General features: G+C 29.1%; 22 protein-coding genes. 18 read left to right on the plus strand and 4 right to left on the minus strand.

Going from position 1 to position 23,336, the window contains the following annotated elements:
• From Q0352_RS01325 to Q0352_RS01370, 10 genes are all read left to right on the plus strand, one after another.
• Positions 1-1,041, plus strand: a 1,041-nt coding sequence (locus Q0352_RS01325) for a tryptophanase (protein ID WP_299522381.1), incomplete at its 5' end; no start/stop codon positions are given.
• A 55-nt stretch (positions 1,042-1,096) separates the two neighbouring features.
• Entirely contained in the window at positions 1,097-1,546 is a 450-nt protein-coding gene (locus Q0352_RS01330) for an Rrf2 family transcriptional regulator (RefSeq protein WP_299522384.1), read from the plus strand.
• A gap of 115 nt (positions 1,547-1,661) precedes the next feature.
• Positions 1,662-2,141, plus strand: a complete 480-nt coding sequence (locus Q0352_RS01335; protein WP_299522388.1) for a cytochrome c — start codon at positions 1,662-1,664, stop codon at positions 2,139-2,141.
• A gap of 11 nt (positions 2,142-2,152) precedes the next feature.
• Entirely contained in the window at positions 2,153-3,490 is a 1,338-nt protein-coding gene (locus tag Q0352_RS01340) for a cbb3-type cytochrome c oxidase subunit I (RefSeq protein WP_299522391.1), read from the plus strand.
• A gap of 104 nt (positions 3,491-3,594) precedes the next feature.
• Complete coding sequence (locus Q0352_RS01345) at positions 3,595-4,374, plus strand: CbbQ/NirQ/NorQ/GpvN family protein (protein WP_299522394.1); 780 nt, start codon at positions 3,595-3,597, stop codon at positions 4,372-4,374.
• Positions 4,375-4,440: 66 nt separating this feature from the next.
• Positions 4,441-6,210: a VWA domain-containing protein gene (locus tag Q0352_RS01350; protein ID WP_299522397.1), complete on the plus strand. Its 1,770-nt coding sequence runs from the start codon at positions 4,441-4,443 to the stop codon at positions 6,208-6,210.
• Between the two features lie 136 nt (positions 6,211-6,346).
• A complete protein-coding gene (locus tag Q0352_RS01355) occupies positions 6,347-7,057 on the plus strand; it encodes a DUF542 domain-containing protein (protein ID WP_299522400.1) in 711 nt (236 codons plus the stop codon).
• Complete coding sequence (locus tag Q0352_RS01360) at positions 7,057-8,034, plus strand: PAS domain-containing protein (protein WP_299522403.1); 978 nt, start codon at positions 7,057-7,059, stop codon at positions 8,032-8,034. The genes Q0352_RS01355 and Q0352_RS01360 overlap by 1 nt, the downstream gene beginning before the upstream one ends.
• Before the next feature lie 3 nt (positions 8,035-8,037).
• Complete coding sequence (locus tag Q0352_RS01365; RefSeq protein ID WP_299522406.1) at positions 8,038-8,619, plus strand: cytochrome c oxidase subunit 3; 582 nt, start codon at positions 8,038-8,040, stop codon at positions 8,617-8,619.
• A 2-nt stretch (positions 8,620-8,621) separates the two neighbouring features.
• A complete protein-coding gene (locus Q0352_RS01370; RefSeq protein WP_299522409.1) occupies positions 8,622-8,858 on the plus strand; it encodes a cytochrome C oxidase subunit IV family protein in 237 nt (78 codons plus the stop codon).
• A 4-nt stretch (positions 8,859-8,862) separates the two neighbouring features.
• Here Q0352_RS01370 and Q0352_RS01375 read toward each other — a convergent pair whose 3' ends face one another.
• Positions 8,863-10,782, minus strand: coding sequence for a CocE/NonD family hydrolase (locus tag Q0352_RS01375; RefSeq protein WP_299522412.1), 1,920 nt, complete (start codon positions 10,780-10,782; stop codon positions 8,863-8,865).
• A gap of 63 nt (positions 10,783-10,845) precedes the next feature.
• Positions 10,846-11,232: a DUF423 domain-containing protein gene (locus Q0352_RS01380; protein WP_299522415.1), complete on the minus strand. Its 387-nt coding sequence runs from the start codon at positions 11,230-11,232 to the stop codon at positions 10,846-10,848.
• Positions 11,233-11,839: 607 nt separating this feature from the next.
• On the opposite strand from Q0352_RS01380, the gene Q0352_RS01385 reads away from it, so the two are divergent.
• The 6 genes from Q0352_RS01385 to Q0352_RS01410 all read left to right on the plus strand — a co-directional run bounded on the left by Q0352_RS01385 (position 11,840) and on the right by Q0352_RS01410 (position 17,827).
• The gene (locus tag Q0352_RS01385; protein ID WP_299522418.1) at positions 11,840-12,043 is read left to right on the plus strand and encodes a hypothetical protein; all 204 of its coding nucleotides are present in this window, start codon (positions 11,840-11,842) and stop codon (positions 12,041-12,043) included.
• A 79-nt stretch (positions 12,044-12,122) separates the two neighbouring features.
• A complete protein-coding gene (locus Q0352_RS01390) occupies positions 12,123-12,866 on the plus strand; it encodes a GLPGLI family protein (protein WP_299522421.1) in 744 nt (247 codons plus the stop codon).
• 59 nt (positions 12,867-12,925) lie between these two features.
• Positions 12,926-13,657 carry a GLPGLI family protein gene (locus Q0352_RS01395; RefSeq protein ID WP_299522424.1) on the plus strand — a complete coding sequence of 244 codons (732 nt, stop codon included), beginning with the start codon at positions 12,926-12,928 and terminating at the stop codon, positions 13,655-13,657.
• A 17-nt stretch (positions 13,658-13,674) separates the two neighbouring features.
• Positions 13,675-14,382 carry a GLPGLI family protein gene (locus Q0352_RS01400; RefSeq protein ID WP_299522427.1) on the plus strand — a complete coding sequence of 236 codons (708 nt, stop codon included), beginning with the start codon at positions 13,675-13,677 and terminating at the stop codon, positions 14,380-14,382.
• A 22-nt stretch (positions 14,383-14,404) separates the two neighbouring features.
• The gene (locus Q0352_RS01405) at positions 14,405-15,151 is read left to right on the plus strand and encodes a GLPGLI family protein (RefSeq protein WP_299522430.1); all 747 of its coding nucleotides are present in this window, start codon (positions 14,405-14,407) and stop codon (positions 15,149-15,151) included.
• A 15-nt stretch (positions 15,152-15,166) separates the two neighbouring features.
• Entirely contained in the window at positions 15,167-17,827 is a 2,661-nt protein-coding gene (locus tag Q0352_RS01410; RefSeq protein WP_299522434.1) for a carboxypeptidase-like regulatory domain-containing protein, read from the plus strand.
• 5 nt (positions 17,828-17,832) lie between these two features.
• Here Q0352_RS01410 and sigZ read toward each other — a convergent pair whose 3' ends face one another.
• The gene (gene sigZ / locus Q0352_RS01415; RefSeq protein ID WP_299522436.1) at positions 17,833-18,384 is read right to left on the minus strand and encodes an RNA polymerase sigma factor SigZ; all 552 of its coding nucleotides are present in this window, start codon (positions 18,382-18,384) and stop codon (positions 17,833-17,835) included.
• 385 nt (positions 18,385-18,769) lie between these two features.
• Here sigZ and asnB point away from each other — a divergent pair, with 385 nt between their 5' ends.
• Together asnB and recQ are read left to right on the plus strand one after the other, a co-directional pair.
• Complete coding sequence (asnB, locus tag Q0352_RS01420) at positions 18,770-20,440, plus strand: asparagine synthase B (RefSeq protein ID WP_299522439.1); 1,671 nt, start codon at positions 18,770-18,772, stop codon at positions 20,438-20,440.
• 144 nt (positions 20,441-20,584) lie between these two features.
• Positions 20,585-22,699, plus strand: a complete 2,115-nt coding sequence (recQ, locus tag Q0352_RS01425; RefSeq protein ID WP_299522441.1) for a DNA helicase RecQ — start codon at positions 20,585-20,587, stop codon at positions 22,697-22,699.
• 123 nt (positions 22,700-22,822) lie between these two features.
• On the opposite strand, the gene Q0352_RS01430 is transcribed toward recQ, so the two are convergent.
• Positions 22,823-23,272 carry an Lrp/AsnC family transcriptional regulator gene (locus tag Q0352_RS01430; protein WP_299522444.1) on the minus strand — a complete coding sequence of 150 codons (450 nt, stop codon included), beginning with the start codon at positions 23,270-23,272 and terminating at the stop codon, positions 22,823-22,825.
• Positions 23,273-23,336 lie beyond the last annotated feature (64 nt).

A 23,336-nucleotide genomic window follows, 5' to 3' on the forward strand; every position in this document is an offset into this window, starting at 1 on the left:
AAAGAAGGAGATGTTGTACCTGGTAATTCTCATTTTGACACTACAAAAGGACATATTGAATTTAGAAAAGCTACCGCTGTAGATTGTACTATTGATGAAGCTTTTGATACAGCTATCATTCATCCTTTTAAAGGAAATGTAGACTTAGGTAAATTAGAAAAGGTATTTAAAAGTCATCCTAAGGAAAAAATACCATTTGTAATTTTAACAATCACTTGTAACAGTGCTGGTGGTCAGCCGGTTTCTGTTCAAAATACTAGAGAAGTTTCAGGATTATGCAAAAAATATGGTATACCGTTGTATTTTGATGCAGCACGTTATGCTGAAAATGCATATTTTATTAAAAAACGTGAAGCTGGATATGAAAATAAAACTATCAAAGAAATTGTTAAAGAAGTATTTTCTTATGGTGATGGAATGACAATTAGTGCTAAGAAAGATGGCTTAGTGAATATGGGTGGTTTTATTGCCTTAAATAACAAAGAAGTTTTTAAACAAGCCACCGTTTTTAATATTATGTATGAAGGTTTTATCACTTATGGTGGTATGAACGGACGTGATATGGGTGCTTTAGCTGTTGGTTTAGATGAAGCTACAGAATTTGATTATTTAGAAAGTAGAGTTGAGCAAATAGCACATTTAGGTAAAAAATTAGTTGATTATGGAGTGCCTGTTCTTCAACCTTTTGGAGGTCACGCCATATTTTTAGATGCTAATAAATTTGTGCCAAAAATACCAAGAGAAGAGTATAGAGCACAGGCTTTAGCTATTGAACTTTATATTGTTGGAGGTATTAGAGGTGTTGAAATTGGGACAGTTTTAGCTGATAGAGATCCTTTTACACGAAAAAATAGATTTCCAGATTTAGAAATGGTAAGGCTAGCAGTACCAAGAAGAACCTATACTAATAACCATATGGACTATGTTGCGGCGTGTTTAAAAAATATTTTTGATACTAGGGAAGAAGCAAAATCTGGTTATGAAATAACTGATGAAGCACCTATTATGAGACATTTTACTGTTAAATTTAAAAAAATATAATACCTTATAATCTTTTTTGATTAGTTTTGCAGCATAGAAACCAAAAAATATTATAATGTTATCACGTGCTAGTAAATACGCAATTTTATCAACACTTTTTTTAGCTGAACATTCAAATGTTGATAAAAAAATAAGTGTAAAGGTAATTTCTGAAAGTATTGATGTTCCAAGTCCATTCTTGGCAAAGTTATTTCAACAACTAGTACGTGGTAAAATTATATCTTCTACTAAAGGCCCAAATGGCGGCTTCTTTTTAACGGATAAAAACAGGCAAAAAAATGTGCTTGATATTATTGAAAATATTGATGGTTTAAATAAATTCAATGATTGCTTTTTAGGACTTAATGAATGTGATGGTAAAAATCCTTGCCCTGTTCATTTTATAGTTGAACCTTTTAAAAATAGTTTATTGGGTAAATTTAAAGATAAAACTATCCACGAGTTTTCGCTAGAAATTTCTGAGAAAGGGAGAGTACTTACATTAAAAGGATTAGATCTATCATAAATAATTAATTGACAAATATCATATTTTATTATTAATATTTTCATACTTTTGTCTTATTAAAAGATAAAAAGGTCTTTTAATAATGTGAATGTTAAATTAATCAAACTAATGAAGTATGTTATCTAAAAAACAAGCAAGGGCTTTCTTTCTAGGAGGGACATTAGTAACGTTTCTTATTTTTATAGGACTTACGGTGTATTCTTTATCAGGAGAACAAGATCAAACAAACGAAGAAAATCTTACTGCAGAGGTAGTTAGAGGAAAAGAAATTTGGGAAACAAATAATTGTATGGGATGTCATACATTATTAGGAGAAGGAGGGTATTATGCTCCTGAATTAACAAAGGTTATTGATAGGTTAAATTTTAAATATAATGATAATGGTGAAGAAGTTATCAAAGGTATTTTAATGTCAAAAGTACCTTGGCAACCTAATGGAAGACAAATGGTAGCTTATGGGATGACTGAAGGTGAAGCAAAAGATGTGATAGCTTTTTTTAAGTGGATTGGAGAAATTGACCTAAATGGATTTGGAGAAGTTGTTGGAGTAGATAGAAAAATTTCACCATTAGCAAAAGATAAAATTAACAACTAAACTAAAAAATTATGAAATATAAATCACAAAAAGTAGCCTATTGGTTTTTTGCCCTTTCAATGTTGTTGTTTGGGTTGCAATTGGTATACGGTTTTATTATGGGTTTTGCTCATGCAGGATATGATGGGTTGCATGATGTTATCCCTTTTAATACAGCAAAAGCAGTTCATTTAAATCTACTAGTAGTTTGGCTACTATCAGGATTTATGGGTGCTGCATATTATATTATTCCAGAAGAAGCACAAAGAGAATTAGTAAGTGTAAAATTGGCCTATGTACAGTTAATTAGTTTAGCATTAGTAGGTGTTGCTGCAATTGTAGGTTTTCACTTTAATATTTGGGAAGGAAGAAAATTTTTAGAAATTCCTAGAGGACTTGATTATTTAGTAGTAGTTAATGTACTCTTATTTTTAGGTTTAATTTTGGTTACTTTATTTAAAGGTAAGCGACAAACAACTACAGCTTTAGTACTTTCAATGGGGCTTTTATTTGCTGCATTACTGTATTTACCAGGAATGTTACCATTTGATAGCCAAGTAACAGATTCATTTTTCCGTTGGTGGGTTGTTCACTTATGGGTAGAAGGAGTTTGGGAATTAATTATGGGAGGTATTTTATCTTTCTTATTAATTAAATTAACGGGTGTTGATAGAGAAGTTATTGAGAAATGGTTATACGTAATTGTAGGTTTAACTTTCTTATCAGGAGTTTTAGGAACAGGACACCATTACTATTATATTGGTGTTAACAAAATATGGTTAATTGTAGGTGGTATTTTCTCCGCATTAGAACCATTAGCATTTTTAGCAATGGCGTTGTTTGCCGTTAATATGTACAGAAAAGGAGAAAAGAAACATCCAAATAAATTAGCTTTATATTGGACATTAGGAGCAGCAATTGTATCATTTGTAGGTGCAGGTTTATTAGGATTTGCACACACATTACCACAAACAAATTTATATACACATGGAACTTTAGTTACTGCTATGCATGGACATTTAGCCTTTTGGGGAGCTTATGCAATGATAGTTTTAGCTATTATTAGTTACAGCTTACCAAATATGACTGGAAGAAAACTTTACGATAGTTCTATGGGTAGAATGGCATTTTGGTTATCTAATATTGGTATGATTGGAATGACAGTCGCATTCGGAGTTGCTGGTGTTGCTCAAGTATATTTGGAAAGGAAATTTGGAAGAGATTTTATGGAAGTGCAACTAGAGATTGAGATTCACTTTATAGTTTTAATTCTTTGTGCAACTTTATTTTCAACAGGTATCGTTTTATATATGATTGATTTTTATAGACATGGTACACCTAATGATGAAGCATTAGTAGCAAAAGAGTAATTTATTAACAGTAGTTTTTTATATTGATAACCAGAGTTAAAGATGTTGTTATTTTTAACAACTTTCAATTCTGGTTTTCTTATAAACCAAAATAAGAAATTCGAATGAGTAATCAAATTCCATACTACCATCAAATAGGAAAAGAAATTGAAGTATTTGAACAGGCCTATAAAAATAAAATACCTTTTTTATTAAAAGGACCAACAGGAACAGGTAAATCAAGATTTATTGAGTTTATGACTCATAAATTAGATAAAAAGTTAATCACTATTTCTTGTCACGAAGAAACTTCTTCAACCGATTTAATTGGAAGATATATTATAAAAGGAGCAGAGACAGTTTGGTTAGACGGTCCACTTACAATTGCTATTAAGGAAGGTTCCATTATTTATTTAGATGAAATTGCTGAAGCAAGACCCGATGTAATTGTTGCAATTCACTCTTTAACCGATCATAGGCGAGAATTATTTATTGATAAATTGGGAGTAACAGTAAAAGCACATAAAGATTTTATGTTAGTTGCATCTTTTAATCCAGGATATCAAAAAGGGTTTAAAGAATTAAAACCATCAACTCGACAGCGTTTTATTGCAATGTCATTTGCATATCCAGATGCTAAAATTGAAGCCGAAATTTTAGTTAATGAAACAGAAATTGAAATTGGAGTAGCTAAAAAATTAGTAAATATTGCAACTAAAATTAGAAATCTTACTGAGCTTGGTTTAACTGAAACAGTGTCAACTCGTTTGTTGGTTGATGCAGCTAAACTAATTCATAGTGGTTTACCAAAAAGACTTTCAGTTGAAGTAGCTATTGTTGAGCCTTTAACCGATGATTTAGAAGTGGTTGAAGCCTTAAAAGATTTATGCAATTTAATGATATAAAGAATAAGATGTCACACTGAGCTTGTCGAAGTGTTTATTTAGAAGCTTATTATTAATATAGAAACTATGTTCGAACCAGATGAATATATATTTACTAAACTTGCTTACTACTTTAAAAGAAGAAGATTAAAGAAGCAAGAAAGTATTGCTCATGTGGTAAATCTAAGTGACTTAAAACCACGATTAGTTATTTTTGCACGTGCAATTACTGGTGAATCTATCGAGATTTTTGACGCTGAACGAGAAGGAGGGTATAAAAATAATAATTTTTTTCTTCCAACAAAATTTGCTGAGTTTTCTTCTACTGATGAAAATATTTCTTTCTACTTATTCAGAGTTTTGTATTTATCAGTTCAAAAAAATTTAGATTTAAATTGGAATGATAACCAAGAACATGAGTTAGCTGAATCTCAAGAAAAAGCAAAAGAAACTTCTCAAATTGTATTAGACTCTTTGTTTGAACAATTTCCAATCACAAAAAAATATTTTCAAAAATTTATTCAGTTTTATTCAGAAAAAGCAAAAGATGAATCCTTAGCCGATTATACATTTGTTTTTGGAAAATGGATGAAAAATAATCCTGAAGAGCCTTCTAATAAAAAACTGAAAAACTTCACAGATAAAGTGAAAAAGGGTGATGAAGAAAAACCAAAAACAACCCTAAAATCAAAAGCTGTTGAAGAGATTATTTCAGTTCAAGTAGATCAAAAGCAAATAGAAGATGCCGTTTTACAACATCAATTTGAAAAAGTAGAAACAGCTGAAGAATTTGGCGGTAACTTTAGAGATATGGATGGTGATGATGATTTAGAAGATCATTCAAATGCGTTAGATGAAATTAACATGAAATATACTGTTCGAGTTGATGATACTGCACATTCTGTTTATCAAGCCGATTTTATTGAGAATACAACAGTTTCTGAAAGTGCAGAAATTGACAGTACAGGATATCATATTAATTATGATGAATGGGATTATAAAAAACGAGCTTATAAACATAATTTCTGTAAAGTATACCCTAAAACATTGTTAAAATCAAATGTTGGTTATTATAAAAACACACTAAATCAATATAGATCAACACTTGCGGGTTTAAGAAAAATGTTAACCACAGTTAACAATAAATACCAGCAACAAAGAAGGCAAACTCAAGGTGAAGAATTTGATATTGATGCTATTACAGATTTATTTGTTGATGTACATTCTGGGCATACACCTTCTGATAAAATTTATTTATCAAAAAGGAAAAAAGAAAAAGACTTATCCATTTTATTATTATTAGATATTAGTTTATCTAGTGATGGTTATGCTGCTGGAAATAGAGTTATAGATGTTGAAAAACAAGTGTCAATATTGTTTGGAGAAATATTAGATGAGTTTAATATAGATTTTTCGATAGACTGTTTTTATTCAAAAACAAGAAACCATTCAAGTTATTTAACCATTAAAGATTTTGATGAAGATTGGAATAAAGCTAAGTTTAAAGTAGGTGCAGTTGAGCCAAGTGGTTATACAAGAATTGGTGCGGCTTTACGTCATTCAGGTGCAATGTTAGATAAACGAGACACCAAAAATAAGTGGGTTATTTTAATTTCAGATGGAAAGCCAAATGATTATGATAAATATGAAGGTAAATACGGTGTAAATGATGTAAAACAAGCATTAAGAGAATTGAATGAAAGACAAATAAATTCATATGCATTAGCAATTGAAGCAGAGGCAAAATATTACTTACCACAAATGTTTGGGCAAAACCATTATCAAATTTTAACCACTCCTGTTGAACTACTAAAATCGTTAGTACAGTTATACGAAAAAATCAAACATCAATCTTAAATATTGTTAAAATAAAAACGTATTTAATGATTTTATTACCCACCTAAAGTATTGTTTTATAGTTGGTTGTAAAATATTTATAAAAAAGGACAAAATTGTCTTTTATTTGGTATATTTGCACTCTAAATAAATGATTATGCAAATTACAAAAGAAAATACAGTTGCTGAGGTTGTTTCAAAAAATCTTGGATCTGATCACGTTTTCAGCAAATATAAAATTGATTTTTGCTGTGGAGGAGGAGACACTTTAGAGAAAGCGCGTAAAGAAAGCGGCGTTGAATTTGAGGTATTAAAAAATGAAATTGAAGCTATTAATAGCAAAATTTCAGGAGGTACAAGTATTGACGAATTAGATATTCCTACTTTAATTGATGGAGTTAAAGGTGGTTACCATACATCTATTAGCGACACTATATTTGAAATTCTTCCATATGCAGCTAAAGTTGCAGAAGTACATGGCAGTGAACATCATGAAGTAATTGAAATTAATGAATTGGTAAAAGGTGTTGAAGTTGTAATAACTGAAACGTTTAAAAATTCAATTATGAGTTTGTATCCTATTATTAATGAAATAGTTGATACCACTTTTAAATCAGAAGAAGTTACATTAGAAAGTTTACAAGATTTTCAAAAAGCTATTAAAAGAAACGAGATTGCTCAAGCATTAATGGGTGATTCTTTCAAAGAAATTTCAAAATTATCTTCTAATTATACAACTCCAGAAGGAGCTTGTAATTCATACAAATATTTATATAAAAACTTACAGCAATTAGAACATCAGGTTCATAAATATATGCATTTTGAGAAAAATGTATTAATCCCAAAAGCTTTAAAATTAATTAAATAATGGATTCATTTTTACCCACTGTTGCAAAATTACCAGAAGGACATCCTGTAAAAGTTTATTACGAGGAAGCAGCCTTAATACAAAATATATTATTAGAATTATACGATGCTGATCCTGTTGAAGATTTTCAAAAGTATTTCAATGTTTTCAATCAATTAACTACAATTGAAAAACGTTTTGCACGTAAAGAAAATCAATTATTCCCATATTTAGAAAAACATGGTTGGGAAGGTCCAAGTCAAGGAATGTGGTCTTTTCATGACAATTTACGTGATCAAATTCGTTTGTTAAACGGATATAATTCAGAACAAAATACAGCGAAAATTATTGATAATACTCCTTATTTAATTGAAGGAATTAAGCGTTTAATGTCTATTGAAGATACACGTTTGTTCCCAAAAGCTATGGATTTGTTGAGTGAAGATGATTGGAAAGAATTTTACCAAGGCGATGAAGAAATAGGTTGGATGTTAATGAAAAAACCAGCTCCTTATCCTGCAGTTGAAGAAGTAGCGTATGTACACCCAAGTGATGATTTTACAAAACGTGATTTATCTTTTTCATTAGAAAATACCTTTCATTATGACGAAGGTTATATGACGCCAGAACAAGTAAATTTATTACTTCGTTTTTTACCCGTAGATATTACATATGTTGATGAAAATGACAAAGTAATTTTTTACAATAGAGGAGATGATCGAGTTTTTCCACGTAGTAAAGGAATTATTGGTCGTGAAGTACGTTTTTGTCATCCGCCAAAAAGTGTTGATATGGTTTTACGAATTGTTGAAGAATTTAAAGCAGGAACAAAAGATGTAGCTGAGTTTTGGTTCAATTTTAAAGGACGTATTATTCATATTCGTTATTTTGCAATTAGAGATAACAACAAGCAATATAAAGGTGTAATTGAAATGTCTCAAGATATTACAGATATTCAAAAGCTAGAAGGTCAAAAACGTTTATTAGATTGGGATTAATTTATGCAGATTCAACCAGTAAATCATAAAAATATTTTCTATCCGCCAGGAGGAATCTTACTATGGATAATTATTTTTTTAGAACTGTTCACTTTCGGAATGGCTTTAATAGCTATGACTGTTTATAGTAAAGATGAACTAGAAGTATTTCATAATTCAAGGTTGCTTTTAAACACTGCTTTTGGAACTATTAATACAGTTTTTTTAATTACAAGTGGTTTTTTTATGGCAATTTCTGTGAATTATTTGAAACAAAAAAACACCAAAAAATCATTACTATTTTTAGCACTTACAATGCTTGGTGGAGTGTTGTTTTTAGTTTTAAAAAGCGTTGAGTATATAGATAAAATTGAAGCTGGTTTAACAATAGGTTACAACACTTTCTTTACATTTTATTGGATGCTTACTTTATTTCATGTGATCCATGTATTAGTAGGCTTGGTAATTTTAATTTCAGTGTATGTTGGGTTGAAAAAGGAAAAATCAACAACAACTATTGAAGATGTTGAAGCTAGTGCTGCTTTTTGGCATATGTGTGATTTAATTTGGCTGTTGTTGTTTCCAATAATTTACTTACTTTTTTAATTATGAATAGCCGTATAATTTTTGTTTGGATATTATTAGTATTATTAACTGTTGCAGTTGGTGTAATTTCAAGTTTCCCTTTTAATTATACCACTGTTGCAATTTTAGGTTTGTCAGCAATAAAATTTATTGGAGTATCATTTTACTTTATGGAACTTAAAAAAGCACATATATTTTGGAAAATTTCAGTGTTAATGTATGTGCTATTGTTTTCAGTAATAGTGTTTGTCTATATTTAAATTATTAGTTTTTTAAAACAGAAAATTCAATTTTTGAAGATGTAAAAACGGTATGTGTTTGTGTTTTAAAATCTTCTTCAGTTGCTTTAAAAATGTTATCAACATAGGTTTGCGGGTTTAAATCTATTAAAGGAAACCAAGTACTTTGAACTTGTATTTGTAACTTATGTCCTTTTTTAAAAGTATGATTTACATCTTGTAATTTAATAGTTACGGCTGTTTTTTTATTAGGAATAAAAGGTTCAGGATGTGTAAAACTATTTCTAAATTTTCCACGCATTACTTCACTTCTCACCATTAAATGATAATTGCTCATTTTTAAATGATCTTGTATATTTTTATTATTTTCTTCTGAATCAGCTGGGTGAATATCAATTACTTTAACAATCCAATCAGCATCCGTTCCTGTAGTTGCAACTTGTAGTTTGGCTAAAATATCACCTGAAAGTGTTAAGTCTTCAGTTAAAATGGTTGTTGTATATGTTAATACATCACTTCTTCTGGCTGCAAAACGCTGATCATCTGTCATATATTTTCTAGGTGTAAAAACAGACTTTATGTCTTCAGAATATGGTACTGGTTTTTTAATATTACTTATAAATTGAATGCCAGTTTCTTTTTCTTCAATAGCAGATAATTTTTGATCTTCGGATAAAAAGAGCGTTTCTTTTTCTGCGTTTTTTGGAGGCCAAGTAGTGTAACTTTCCCATTGCTTTTTACCAGTATCATAAACATATGCTTCAGGTAAACCAGAATTTTTATCACCACTGCCTTTCAAAAAATGATTAAAAAATTTAGTTTCAATTTGTTCTTGATATTTTAACGAAATTGAATCTCCAAAATAATAATTTCCTACACTGTTTTCAGCTTGTGTACTTGCCCATTGTCCGTGGCTCCAAGGACCAAAAACAAAAGTGTTATAATTATCTTTATTGTATTCTTCAATTGTTTTATAGGTTTCTATAGCTCCATACAAATCTTCAGCATCAAATTCGCCACCAACAACCATAGTTGCCACATGCGATTTAATATTTTTTAAATGTTGAAGAATGCCTTTTCGTTGCCAAACTTCATCATAATTAGGATGTTCTTTTAACTCTTCCCAAAAGAAATCATCTGTTTTTTCATCAACCTGTAAAGATGGATCGTCTAACTTTTTATTTTGAAAATAGGAGTTTAAATTACTTAATGGACCTGCATCTAAAAAGAATTGATATTGGTCTTGAGTTTTAATATCGGGCATTTTGTACCAAGATGTATCAGTTGGTTTGTCTTTTGGAGTTCCAAATAGCGGCGTAATTTTAAAATAACTTAATAAATAGGCACCGTTATGGTGAAAATCATCAAAAAAGAAATCTGCAATACTAGCTTGTGGTGAAGCTGCTTTTAAAGCAGGATGCGCATCAATTGTAGAGCAAGTTGCATAAAATCCAGGATACGAAATTCCCCAAGTTCCAACATTTCCATTGTTGTTTTCAACATTTTTAACTAACCAATCAATTGTGTCAAACGTGTCAGAGCTTTCATCAATATCTTGAATAGTTTTTTTGTTTGGAATATAGGCTCGCATATTATCGAAAGCTCCTTCACTCATCCATCTTCCTCTAACATCTTGATAAACAATAATGTTTCCCTCTTCCATTAAATGTCTATTTGGGCCAATATTATTTCTATATGTGTCAGCTCCGTATGGTCTAACACTGTATGGTGTACGTTGTAATAATATTGGATATTTTTTGCTGGTATCTTTAGGAGCGTAAATTGTAGTAAATAACTTTACACCATCACGCATTGTTATGGTAGTCTCGGTTTTATTATAATTTTCTTGAGCGTAATTTGTTTCTTGTTCTTCAATTTTGATATTGCAACTTACTATTAAAATAGCAAGAAACACAACGAGTGTTTTTAATGTGCAGATTTTCATTTATAGATTGATTGGTCTAAGGGTAAATCTACAAAAAAATAATAATTGAAAATTGTTAAGACATTAAAATGTCATATTTAAGATGTTATAAAATAACAAACCCCAGCCAATAATTAATAATAGACCTCCTAAAGGTGTAATTGGACCTAAAAAACGTAGTTTTTTGTTTTTTGCTGATGAAATTACCAAGCCATAAATACTGAAAGAAAACAAAATAATTCCAGCCATAAAACTGTACACCATCAATTTTTCTGAAGCCGCTTCTATATTGAAATTAAAACCAATAATTAATAATACAATGGCATGATATAGTTGATATTTAACACCGGTTTCAAAACTTTTTAATTGATCTTCATTTAAGATTTTTTTTAATAAATGTGCGCCAAAAGCACCAAAAACAACAGCAAATCCTCCTAGAATTGCAGCAAAAAGTAAGGTAAATTGAATCATGAACTTAGTTATTTATAGTTTTCACGAAAGTAAGCATTAAACAATTGTGTGCAAATAGTTTTTAAAAAATATGGTTTTCCCATACCTAAAGTACGTGAAAACCATAAACTTTTAATAAAGTAAGTAAAAAATGTAATTTATTTTGTTAAGACTTTTTTTTTTTTTTACATTCACCAAGAGAAAGATTAAACCTTTAAATAAATTGCATCTATGAAAAAAATAATTGCTATAAAGCCATTTCCCATTTTAAAATAATTGTCATTCCTGTGAAGAGATTGTCATTCCTATGTGGTTACTGAGCGGAGTCGAAGTAAAGGCAGGAATCTCATTCTTATAAATAGGAATTTGCTTACTTTCTAGAGTTGAAGTAAAAAATCCTCTGTTTGTAATAATTTTAAGAACACAATACGCTAATAAAATGTTTAACCCAAAACCACTAACTATGACATAGCTAATAAATACAAACAGAGGAAAGTGTTGCAAAAGTAATACACCTCACAGTTTTTACAAAATAATAAAGCGCAATTATGCGCTATTAACTAATTTAATTTTTATTAAAATGAAAAAAATAATTTTAGGAATAGTTTTTGTTTTTGCAAGTATAACAATGGTGAATGCGAATTCAAATGTTGAACTATCGAATGAGAAACTAGTGACCGAAGATGCAGTCGTTGGGGTTAGGGAATGTGTAGATAAAGCTCTTGCTTATGTTGGAGCTATTGCCGACGAATATGATGATGATTTAAATGGTGAATGGTTTGAATTTTATATGGAAACCTATATGGATCAAGTTAATGAATGTATGAATTAGGCAGTTTATTAAAGAAAAACATTTAAAAGAGTGTAAAAGCTCTTTTAAATGTTTTAAAGTTAATTTTAAAAATAAAAAAATGAAAATAAAGATAATTGTTTTGCTATTACTTTTTCACTGTTTTGCATTTTCACAAGTAATAATTAACGGCAGCGTAGTGTATAATATTTCATTAAAAACCCCTGATTTAAATGAGCTTTCTAAAAATGAAAAAATATCAAAAGAAACTAGAAGCAAATTAATTGCTATGTATAAAAATGTTTCGGATGTGTCTTCTATATTAATTTTTGCAAATGATGAAGCATTGTTTGAGGTTGAAAATAAAATGGATAATGAATCTAATACAGGTTTAAACCTTACCAACCTACTTTCTGGTGGGAAAGGGAGGTATGTTTTTTATTATAATAATAAAACTGGCGAAAATTTTATACAAAAAAATGCAATTGGGGAATTATATATGGTAAGTGAGTCAAAAAAAGAATGGGAATTGACACACGAAACAAAGAAAATTGGAGATTATGTTTGTTATAAAGCGATTGAGCAAAATAAAATGGAAATTAAAAATCCAAAACACAGCCCAACGATAGCATGGTATGCACCTTCAATTCCAGTTAATTTTGGTCCAAATGGATATAATGGTTTACCTGGGCTTATTTTAGAACTGCAAATAAATAATAAATTAATTTATAGAATTACAAAAATTGAATTGAACCCTCAAAAAATAATTAAAATTGAAAAACCTACAAAAGGTAGAAAAGTAACTAGTGATGAATTTAGAAAAATTTTGGAAAATGCAGCCCCTGAATTTTCAAAAAAAAGCTAAAAGTAATTAAATACGATGAATAATGGGTTTACTTAATAAGTATCAGTGAATTATAAATTATGAATTTTTTAAAATATTTCAGCATTTTTATTCTTGTTATGCTATTTAATGCATCAAAGGCATGTGCTCAAAAATTATCAGGTGAAGTTATTTACCAGTACAGAGTTTATAATGATTTTTTAAAATTAGATTCCCTTTCTGAAAATAAAAATGAGAGAGTTAAGGGAGTAATTTCAGCAGTAAATGAAAGCTTAATAAATTATCAAGAATTTTTTAAATTTAGTTTGATTTTCGATGAGGATTCATCGAATTATTTTTGGAATAATATGCTACAAAATGATAGTATGGGTACCATGAAGTTTGCTAAAATATTAACAAGTAGTAATAGTTTTTATTATACAAGTTTAAAAGATAGTGTGACTATAGAGGCGAGAGACTTTTATGAAAAGAAAATTATAATAAAAAGAACAATAAAAGACCTCCATTGGGAGTTGATAAATGAATCTAAAAAAATTGGAGATTATATTTGTTTTAAAGCAACTACAACTAAAAAAGCTAAAAAAAATATTGTTGTTGAAGCTTGGTATACTCCTCAAATACCTAATGGTTTTGGTCCTAAAGAATACAGCGGCCTACCTGGTTTAATTCTTGAACTAAAAGAAGGTGATATCCATTATTATTCAAATAGAATTTTATTAAATCCTAATGATAGAAAAAAAATTGTTAAAAATTTAAAAGGTGAAATAATGAGTTTTGATCAATTCAACAACTTCCTTTTGGGTTTTGATTAAAGTAACAGGAATCGTAAATGAAAAATCTTATATTAATAATATTTTATTTGTTTACTACTTTTTTAAATGCTCAAAATAGTATAGAAGGTAGCGTAGTGTATACAATTAGCCTTAACACAGCCAACAAAAAAGAAATCTCTGAAACAAAAAAAAATGAACAAGCAATTCAAATTATTAAAAAAGCCAGAGATGTTGTAGGTTTTTTAAATTTCAATGAAATAGAATCATTATTTCAAGTTGATAAGCCTATGGGAAATGATGTAGAAAAAGAGATTAATTTAACTCGAATTTTTGCTGGTAAAGATAATGTGTTTTACTATAGCATTGCTACTAAGGAACGTTTACTTCAAAAAGATTTTATGGGAGAATTGTTTTTAATAAGCAAAGAACCCATTGAGTGGAAAATCACACAAGAATCTAAACAAATTGGAGATTACACTTGTTTTAAGGCAATTAAAAAAGATTCTATTGCTACAAATAAAAAAACAATTGCTTGGTTTACACCTCAAATTCCAATTAGTTTGGGTCCAAGGGAATTTAACGGATTACCAGGTCTTATTTTAGATGTAAATTATTCTGAACTAAGATTTAAAGCTACAAAAATTGAGATTAACCAAAAGAACATGGGAAAAATTAAAAAACCAACAAAAGGAAAAAAAATAACAGAGGCAGAATATAAAGAAATAACCAGTGAGGCTGGTAAGAATATTTTCGAAAAAAATTAATAATTAATATTAAAGAACTAAAATGATTTTTAATAAAATATTTACTTTCTTTTTAATTTTATTTAATGTGTTTACAACATATTCTCAATTATATTCTGGTAAAATTCACTATAAGAAGCAATTAATTTCCGATAGTAAATCTAATGACACTAAACAAATAAATTCATATTTATCGAAGAAAGATATTGAACTAAAAAAAACACTTGATGATATCAATTTTATATTACAATTCAACAAAGAAGAAAGTCTTTTTTTCGTCGAAAATATAAATATGGAAGTTGAAGAAAATAGATATTATAAACTATCAATTTTAACAGGAGGTAATAGTGGGATATGGTATTTAAATTCAAAGGATAAAAGTAGGCTAAGGCAAATTAATGCTTTTGGTCAAGATTTTTTAATTAAAAGTAATATGAATAGTGTTTCTTGGGAATTAATAAATGAATCTAAAAAAATTGGAAATTATATCTGTTTTAAAGCTACGTCAAATTATGTAGTGAATAATAGTAAAGGAACGTTTAATCATCCCGTAGTTGCTTGGTATACGGATAAATTACCAATTAATTTCGGACCTATAGGATATGGAGGATTGCCTGGTTTAATTATGGAATTGTCAGTTAGAAATGTTAAATATTATATTAATAAAATTGAATTAAATCCTAAAATAGAGAGTGAAATTATGATACCAACCAAAGGAAAAATGGTTTCTGAAGAAGAGTTTGAAGAAATAGGTAAAAATATGATGCAGAGTTTTAAAAAAGCGTTCTAAATATTTTATTAATTTATGGTAAAGAAAAAAATTACTATTTTAATATGTTTCATTATTAGCATTAGTTTTATTAATGCACAAAGTATCACTTTAAGAGGTAGCGTAAAAGACAGTTTACAAAATCCATTATCATATGCCAATGTAATCGCAAAACCTGCTGACATTTCTAAAAATTTACAATTTGCTATAACGGATGATGATGGATTGTATAAATTAGAATTAAAAAAAAATGATCATTATACAATTTCTGTAAGCTATATGGGGTTTAAAACTACTAATTTTGAATTGGTAGCATCAGAAAATTTTCTAAAAAATATAGTTTTAAAAGATGCGCCAAATCAATTACAAGAAGTAATTATTGAAATGCCGGTGATGGTTAAAGAAGATACCATAACATATAATACCAGTAAGTTTGTAACTGGTGAAGAGCGAAAACTAAAAAACGTGTTAAAAAAATTACCAGGTGTTGAAGTGGATAAGAATGGTGGTGTTACCGTACAAGGTAAAAAAGTAACTACCATGTTGGTTGAAGGTAAAAAGTTTTTTGGAGGAGGTTCTAAATTAGCAGTTGAAAATATCCCGGCAAATGCAATAGATAAAATACAAGTACTAGATAACTATAGTGAAATTGCCTTTTTAAAAAACGTGTCTGATACCGATGAAATGGCAATGAATATTCTCTTAAAAAAAGATAAAAAACAATTTACTTTTGGCGACGTTGAAGCTGGGAAAGGAAATCAAGATTTTTACAGAGCGCATAGTAACCTGTTTTATTACAGCCCTAAAACCAATGTGAATTTTATAAGTAATTTAAATAATACAGGTGAAAAAACTTTTACGTTTAAAGACTATATGAGGTTTCAAGGAGGTGTAAGTGCTATTTTTAAAGGTGATGGTTCTATTTATAATGTTTCTGGAAGTGATTTTTCTCAATTTTTAGAAACACAAGATTTGGTAAGCAGTACTAATAAATTTGGGGCTTTAAATATTACCAAAGTAGTTAATAATAAATTAGATATTTCTGGATATGCTATTTTTTCACATGCCAATAATGAAACTTTAGAAGCATCTGTTAATCAATATGCAAAATTCACAGAAGAGAAAGAGCATACATCAACTGTTAAAAATATTTTAGGAATAGCTAAGTTTAATTTAGAATATGCACCAACTACTAATGAACAATGGTATTTTAAAACGCAGTTTAAAAAAACTGATAATTTTAAGAATAATCTTATCGTTTCAAGTATTGAAAATGAAGAGAACCATATTTCAGAAGAAAATAAAGCAGTTTCATTATACTTAAATCAAAATATTGAATGGCATAAAAAGCTATCAAACAAACATACTTTTTCATTTGCTGCTGATGTTACTTTTGATAAAAATAACCCAACAACACTATGGCAAACAAATCAACAAATTTTACAAGGTTTAATTCCTGTTTCAGCAACTGAAAATTATGTAATTAAGCAATTAAAAGAAATCGAGAATACAACTATCAATACTATTTTTAAACATTATTGGGTATTAAATAATTTCAATCATATTTATTCAACTTTAGGGAATAAATATAGCAATGAATCTTTTTTTACAGAGGAAAATCAAGAATTAGAGAACGGCACTGAAAATAATTTTTTTACTGCTGGATTTGGAAATGATTTAAATTATAAATTAAATGATCTGTTTATAGGTGTACATTATAAATTTAAAACAGGAATTTTTGAATTTAAGCAAGGTGCTTTTTTGCATAATTATAATTGGAGTGTAAGTCAGGAAACCAATTTAAGAAAACATAAAGCCGTTTTATTACCAGATTTTTTAGCAAAAATAGAATTCAGTAATTCTAAGAAATTAAAGTTTAATTACCAGTTGAAAAGCTCTTTTGCAGATGCTTCAAAAATGGCAAATCGGTTTTATTTGCAATCCTACAATTCTGTTTATAAAGGAAATGAAGAATTAGAAAATGAATTATACCATACTGCAAGAGTTAATTATAGTAGGTTTAGTTTGTACAGAGGTATCATGTTATTTGGAAGTGTTAATTACACAAAAAAAGTAAAAGGCATTCAAAATGCAATTCAATTTGAAAATACAAATTATTATTTATCACCCATATTAGTTAATAATCCAGAGGAGCGTTGGAGTTTTAATTTGAATATTGATAAAAAGATAAAGCAACTTAAATATGGTTTAAAAACTACTGCTTCAACTTCAACATATTTACAAAATATTAATGAAAATTTTGTAACCAACAAAAGTAACAATTACAGTTATACACTTTCAGCTAAAACATTGTTTGATAAATTTCCAACTATTGAAGCCGGTTTTGAACAAGGTATTGGTAATTATACATCAAGCAATCAAACTTCAAAATTCATAACTAATAAACCTTTTTTAACGTTAGATTACGATTTTTTGAAAGGATTTATTTTTTCGTTTGAGTATGAAAATTACAGCTATAAAAATAAAACATTTAATCAAAAAAACACATACCAAGTAGCAAATTCAACGCTATCTTATAAAAGTGAAGATAGCGCTTGGAGTTTTAAGTTAGATGCTCAAAACTTATTTGATGTAAAATTAAAAAATCGAAATAGTTTTTCTTCCTATATAATTTCAGATACTAAAACATATATTTTGCCCAGAATAGTAATGTTTTCTATAGGGTATAATTTGTAGTAGTTTTATGTATTAGTTGAACATACTTTACAATCTTTTTTGTCTTTATGTTCACCAACTAAATAACCTACTTCATTTAATTTATAATCACAACAATCTATAAAACCTTGTTTTAGTAAATTTCTTCCACGTTGTATTCTAGATTTTGCACCTGATAATGAAATGTTCATTTGTTTGGCGATTTCCGCTTGCTTAATTCCTTTAATCTCACTTAAATATACAGCCAATTTATAAGTTGATGGTAAATTATTAATTAAAGGGAGTAAACAATCTTTGGCAGAATGCTCGGTTTCATTTTTATTGTCATACTCAATACTTTCAGAATTTAGTTTCCTTAGTTTAGACTGCTTGTTAAAATAATCATTTATTGTATTAGTTGAAATGGTATAAATCCAAGATTTAATACTTTCCTGTTTTTTAATTTTATGAATATTTAAATGAATTTTAATAAAAACTTCTTGTAATAAATCGTTTGTAATTTCATTATTTTTTACACGATTGTAAATAAAGCGTTTTAACGCTTCTGAAAATTCATCCCAAATAACAGTTGTTTCCATAAATAAATTAAAAAACTCTACATTTAATTACTAAATATAGAGTTTTACATTTTAACAATTACAATTAGTACAGTTACAATTTTCGCAAGTACAATTTTTACATTTTCCGTTTACACATGATTCGCAAGTGCAAGTACATTCATTATTTTTCATAATTCTAGGTTTAAGTTATACTACTAAGACTTTAATTCTTTTAAAAAGACGCAATTTTTTAAAAGAAATTTCAATTAATAATCAATTTTCACAAATAAGAATTGTTTTAGTTACAAATAATCATTAATAATTTGTATTTAGTTTTTAAATGTAATCATTAATTGTAATAGTGTTTGTGAAAATAAACAAATACATCACATTTGCATTGTAATTAACAATAAAAAGAAAAACCATGTGTGGAATAGTTTGTGCGTTTGATTTAAAAGAAAATAGTGAAGGATTACGTCCTCAGTTATTAGAGATGTCTAAAAAAATACGTCATCGTGGTCCGGATTGGAGTGGAATTTATGCAGATGATAAAGCAATTTTAGCTCATGAACGTTTGGCCATTGTTGACCCTGCTTCAGGAAAACAACCCTTATTTAGTGAAAACGGTAAATTGGTGTTAGCTGCAAATGGAGAAATTTACAATCATAGAGAATTACGTAAACAATTTGCAGGGAAATATAATTTTCAAACAGAATCTGATTGCGAAGTAATTTTAGCATTATACCAAGAAAAAGGAACTAGTTTTATTGATGAAATGAACGGAATTTTTGGTTTTGCTATTTATGATGTTGAAAAAGACGAATATTTTATTGCACGTGATCATATGGGAATTATTCCATTATATATTGGTTGGGATGCTAACGGAACTTTTTATGTGGCTTCAGAATTAAAAGCATTGGAAGGTGTTTGTACTAAAATTGAGTTATTTCCTCCAGGACATTTTTTACATAGTAGCGATGGGAAATTCACGAAATGGTATAGCAGAGATTGGATGGAATATGATGCTGTAAAAGAAAATCAAACAAGTATTGATGAAATACATGATGCTCTAGAAGCTGCTGTTCACCGTCAATTAATGTCTGATGTACCATATGGAGTGCTACTTTCTGGAGGTTTAGATTCTTCAGTAACTTCAGCAATTGCAAAAAAATATGCTGAAAAAAGAATTGAGAGCGATGATACTCAAGAAGCTTGGTGGCCAAGATTGCATTCATTTTCAGTAGGTTTAGAAGGCTCGCCAGATTTGGCTGCAGCACAATTAGTAGCTGATCACATTGGAACTGTTCATCACGAAATTAAATTCACCATCCAAGAAGGTTTAGATGCTATTAAAGATGTGATTTATAACTTAGAAACTTACGATATTACAACAATACGTGCTTCAACACCAATGTATTTAATGGCTAGAGTTATTAAATCTATGGGAGTTAAAATGGTACTTTCTGGCGAAGGAGCCGATGAGCTTTTTGGTGGGTATTTATATTTTCATAAAGCACCTAATGCAAAAGAATTTCACGAAGAAACAGTTCGTAAATTAAGTAAATTGCATATGTATGATTGTTTAAGAGCTAACAAAAGTTTAGCCGCCTGGGGAATTGAGGGACGTGTACCATTTTTAGATAAAGAATTTATGGATGTTGCAATGCGAATGAATCCACAAGATAAGATGATAAATGGTGAGCGTATGGAAAAATGGGTAGTGCGTAAAGCCTTTGAAAGTTATTTACCAGCAAGTGTAGCTTGGAGACAAAAAGAACAATTTTCAGATGGTGTTGGGTATAGCTGGATTGATACGTTAAAGGAAGTTGTAAATGAAAAAGTAACAGATGAGCAATTAGCAAATGCGAAATATAAATTTCCAATTCAAACACCAACAAATAAAGAAGAGTTTTATTATCGTTCTATATTTACAGAGCATTTCCCTTCTGATACTGCGGCACTTTGTGTGCCACAAGAAGCATCTGTAGCTTGTAGTACAAAAATTGCCTTAGAATGGGATGAAAGTTTTAAAAATATGAATGACCCATCGGGTAGAGCAGTGTCTAATGTTCACTCTGATGCTTATAAAAAATAATAGTAATTAAAATTTGAATATAGAAAATCCAGCGAAAGTTGGATTTTTTTGATTTTTAGCTATTCAAAAAATAAGACCAACTAAGGATTTTAAATTACTTTTGTAAATTATCTTATTTTCATATAAATATTTCTATTCTTCAAAATGCTATTAAAAGAAACCCAAGAAAAATTAATTCCAACGTTAAAAAAGTATTTTGGTTACGATAGTTTTCGTGAGCAACAACAAGAAGTTATAGAATCAGTACTTTCCAAAAATGATAATTTGGTAATTATGCCAACTGGTGGTGGAAAATCTATTTGTTTTCAATTACCTGCGTTACTTTTTGATGGTTTAACCTTGGTGATTTCACCATTAATAGCGCTAATGAAAGATCAGGTTGACGGATTAAATGCCAACGGAATACCAGCCGATTTTTACAATAGCAGTCAAGAAAATGAAGAACAACTTGAGATTTTTAATAGAGTAGCAAACAAAGAGATTAAACTATTATATGTTGCCCCAGAAAGTTTAGGGTTATTGGCAAACATTTTAACAGAAGAATATATTAGTTGCATTGCAATTGATGAAGCACATTGTATTTCTTCTTGGGGGCACGATTTTCGCCCATCATATCAACAATTAGGATTTTTAAAACAAACATTACCAAATACACCAATAATTGCATTAACAGCAACCGCTGATAAAGCAACAAGGCAAGATATTTTAGAACAATTAAATATTTCGAAAGCAACACGGTTTTTAACTTCTTTTGATAGGGAAAATATTGAGTTAGAAGTACGTCCTGCAAATGATAGAGTATTACAGATTATTAAATTTATTCGTAAAAAACCAAATGAAGCAGGTATTATTTATTGTTTAAGTAGAAAATCTACAGAGCAATTAGCTTCTAAACTAAAACAAAATGGAATTAAAGCTGCTGCTTATCACGCAGGTTTAAAATTTACAGAACGTACCAAAACGCAAGAAGATTTTATTTATGATAAAATAGAAGTAGTTTGTGCAACTATTGCCTTTGGAATGGGAATTGACAAATCAAATGTTCGTTGGGTAATTCATTACAATATGCCTAAAAACATTGAAGGTTATTATCAGGAAATTGGACGTTGCGGTAGAGATGGATTAAAAGCAAATGCCATATTATTTCATAGTTATTCAGATGTTATTCAACTTCGAAAATTTGCAAGTGGAGCTAGTAATGAAGAAGTGCAAATTGCTAAATTAGAACGTATGAAACAATTTTCTGAAGCAACCACGTGCCGAAGGAAAATTTTGCTAAGTTATTTTGGAGAATTGTTGGCGACAAACTGTGGAAATTGTGATGTATGTAAAAATCCTCCTCAGTTTTTTAATGGTACAATTATCGCTCAAAAAGCACTTTCAGTAATCACTCGTTTAAAAGAATCTGAAGCTACAGGAACTGTAATTGATGTTTTAAGAGGTGCAAATAATGCGACTATTATTGACAAACAATACGATAAATTAAAATCTCACGGAATAGGAAGTGATATTTCTTGGAGAGATTGGCAACAATATTTAATTCAGTTAATGAATCAAGGGTATTGCGAAATTGCTTTTCATAAAAATAACGCATTGCGTTTAACTAGTTTTTCAAAAAAAGTATTGTTTGAAAAAGAAGTAGTGAATTTAACACGCCCAATTGAATTTAAAGAACAAGTGAAAGTTCAAAAAGAGGCAAAGGCTAAAAAACCTAAAAAAGACACCTTATTTGAACGTTTGAGAAAATTGCGTCAGGAAATTGCATTGGCCGAAAATATCCCAGCATATTTGGTGTTTAGTGATGCTGCCTTAAAAGAAATGGAACGCGCAAGACCCATGTGTGAAAGTGATTTTTTAGATATTAGCGGTGTTGGACAACGAAAATTAGAAGTTTACGGTGAAGATTTTATAGCTGAAATAGTTTCTTTTTCTAATGAAAAAATAAACACTCGTAAAAAAAAGGATACACACAAAGTAACCTACGAATTGTATAAAGAAGGTTTAACAATTGATGAAATTGCAGAAAAACGAAATTTAAAATCCACCACAATATTTTCTCATTTAGCTAAATTATACACTGACGGAAAGGAAATTGATATTGACAGCTTTGTAACTAAAGAAGAGGTTGAAAAAGTGAGAAATGCGAAAGATGAATTGGAAAGTCCTGATGCTTTAAAACCATATTATGAACATTTAAATGCGGAAGTTGAATATTTTAAAATTCGTTTAGCGCTTACTATAATAGATAAAGAAGGATAATATAATTTTTTGGTCGTTACCCTATGGGTCGGGCTTTTGCTACTCGCTTTTAAGTATTTAAAAAAATACTAAAAGAGCTCAAACAAACCGCGAAATCCCTAACGCAAATGTATAAACTATGTTTTAAAGAGGTAGCCTTTTTACCATCGGATTGTTTTTAACAATATTGGATAATACAACATGTGTTCTAGTTTCCCCATAGGTAATTAATTGATCTATAAATTGTTCTAAATGCTTTTGATTGTTTAAAACAACTTCCATAATAATGTTTTCATTTCCTGTAATTCTATAGCAATTAACAACTTCATTAAAATCTGATACTTTTTCTATAAACGGTTTTAATTTACCCATAAAAGCCCTTAAAGTAATAATTGCTTTTAGCTGATGGCCAGTTTCAAAATGAGAAACTTTGGCATGATAACCTTCAATAATACCAGCATCTTCCAATTTTCGAATTCGTTCAGCAACTGCCGGCGAAGTAACACCAACTTTTTTAGCAATATCAGTATTAGATTGCCTAGCATTTTGTTGTAAACATTCCAGAATTTTCCAATTAATAGGGTCAATTTTCATTTTTAATGTTTTAGAGTATAAAAATATTAAAATTTAAATAAAATTAACACTATTTCTTAAAAAT

The organism is uncultured Lutibacter sp. (assembly GCF_937891065.1).
Classification (GTDB): Bacteria; Bacteroidota; Bacteroidia; order Flavobacteriales; family Flavobacteriaceae; genus Lutibacter.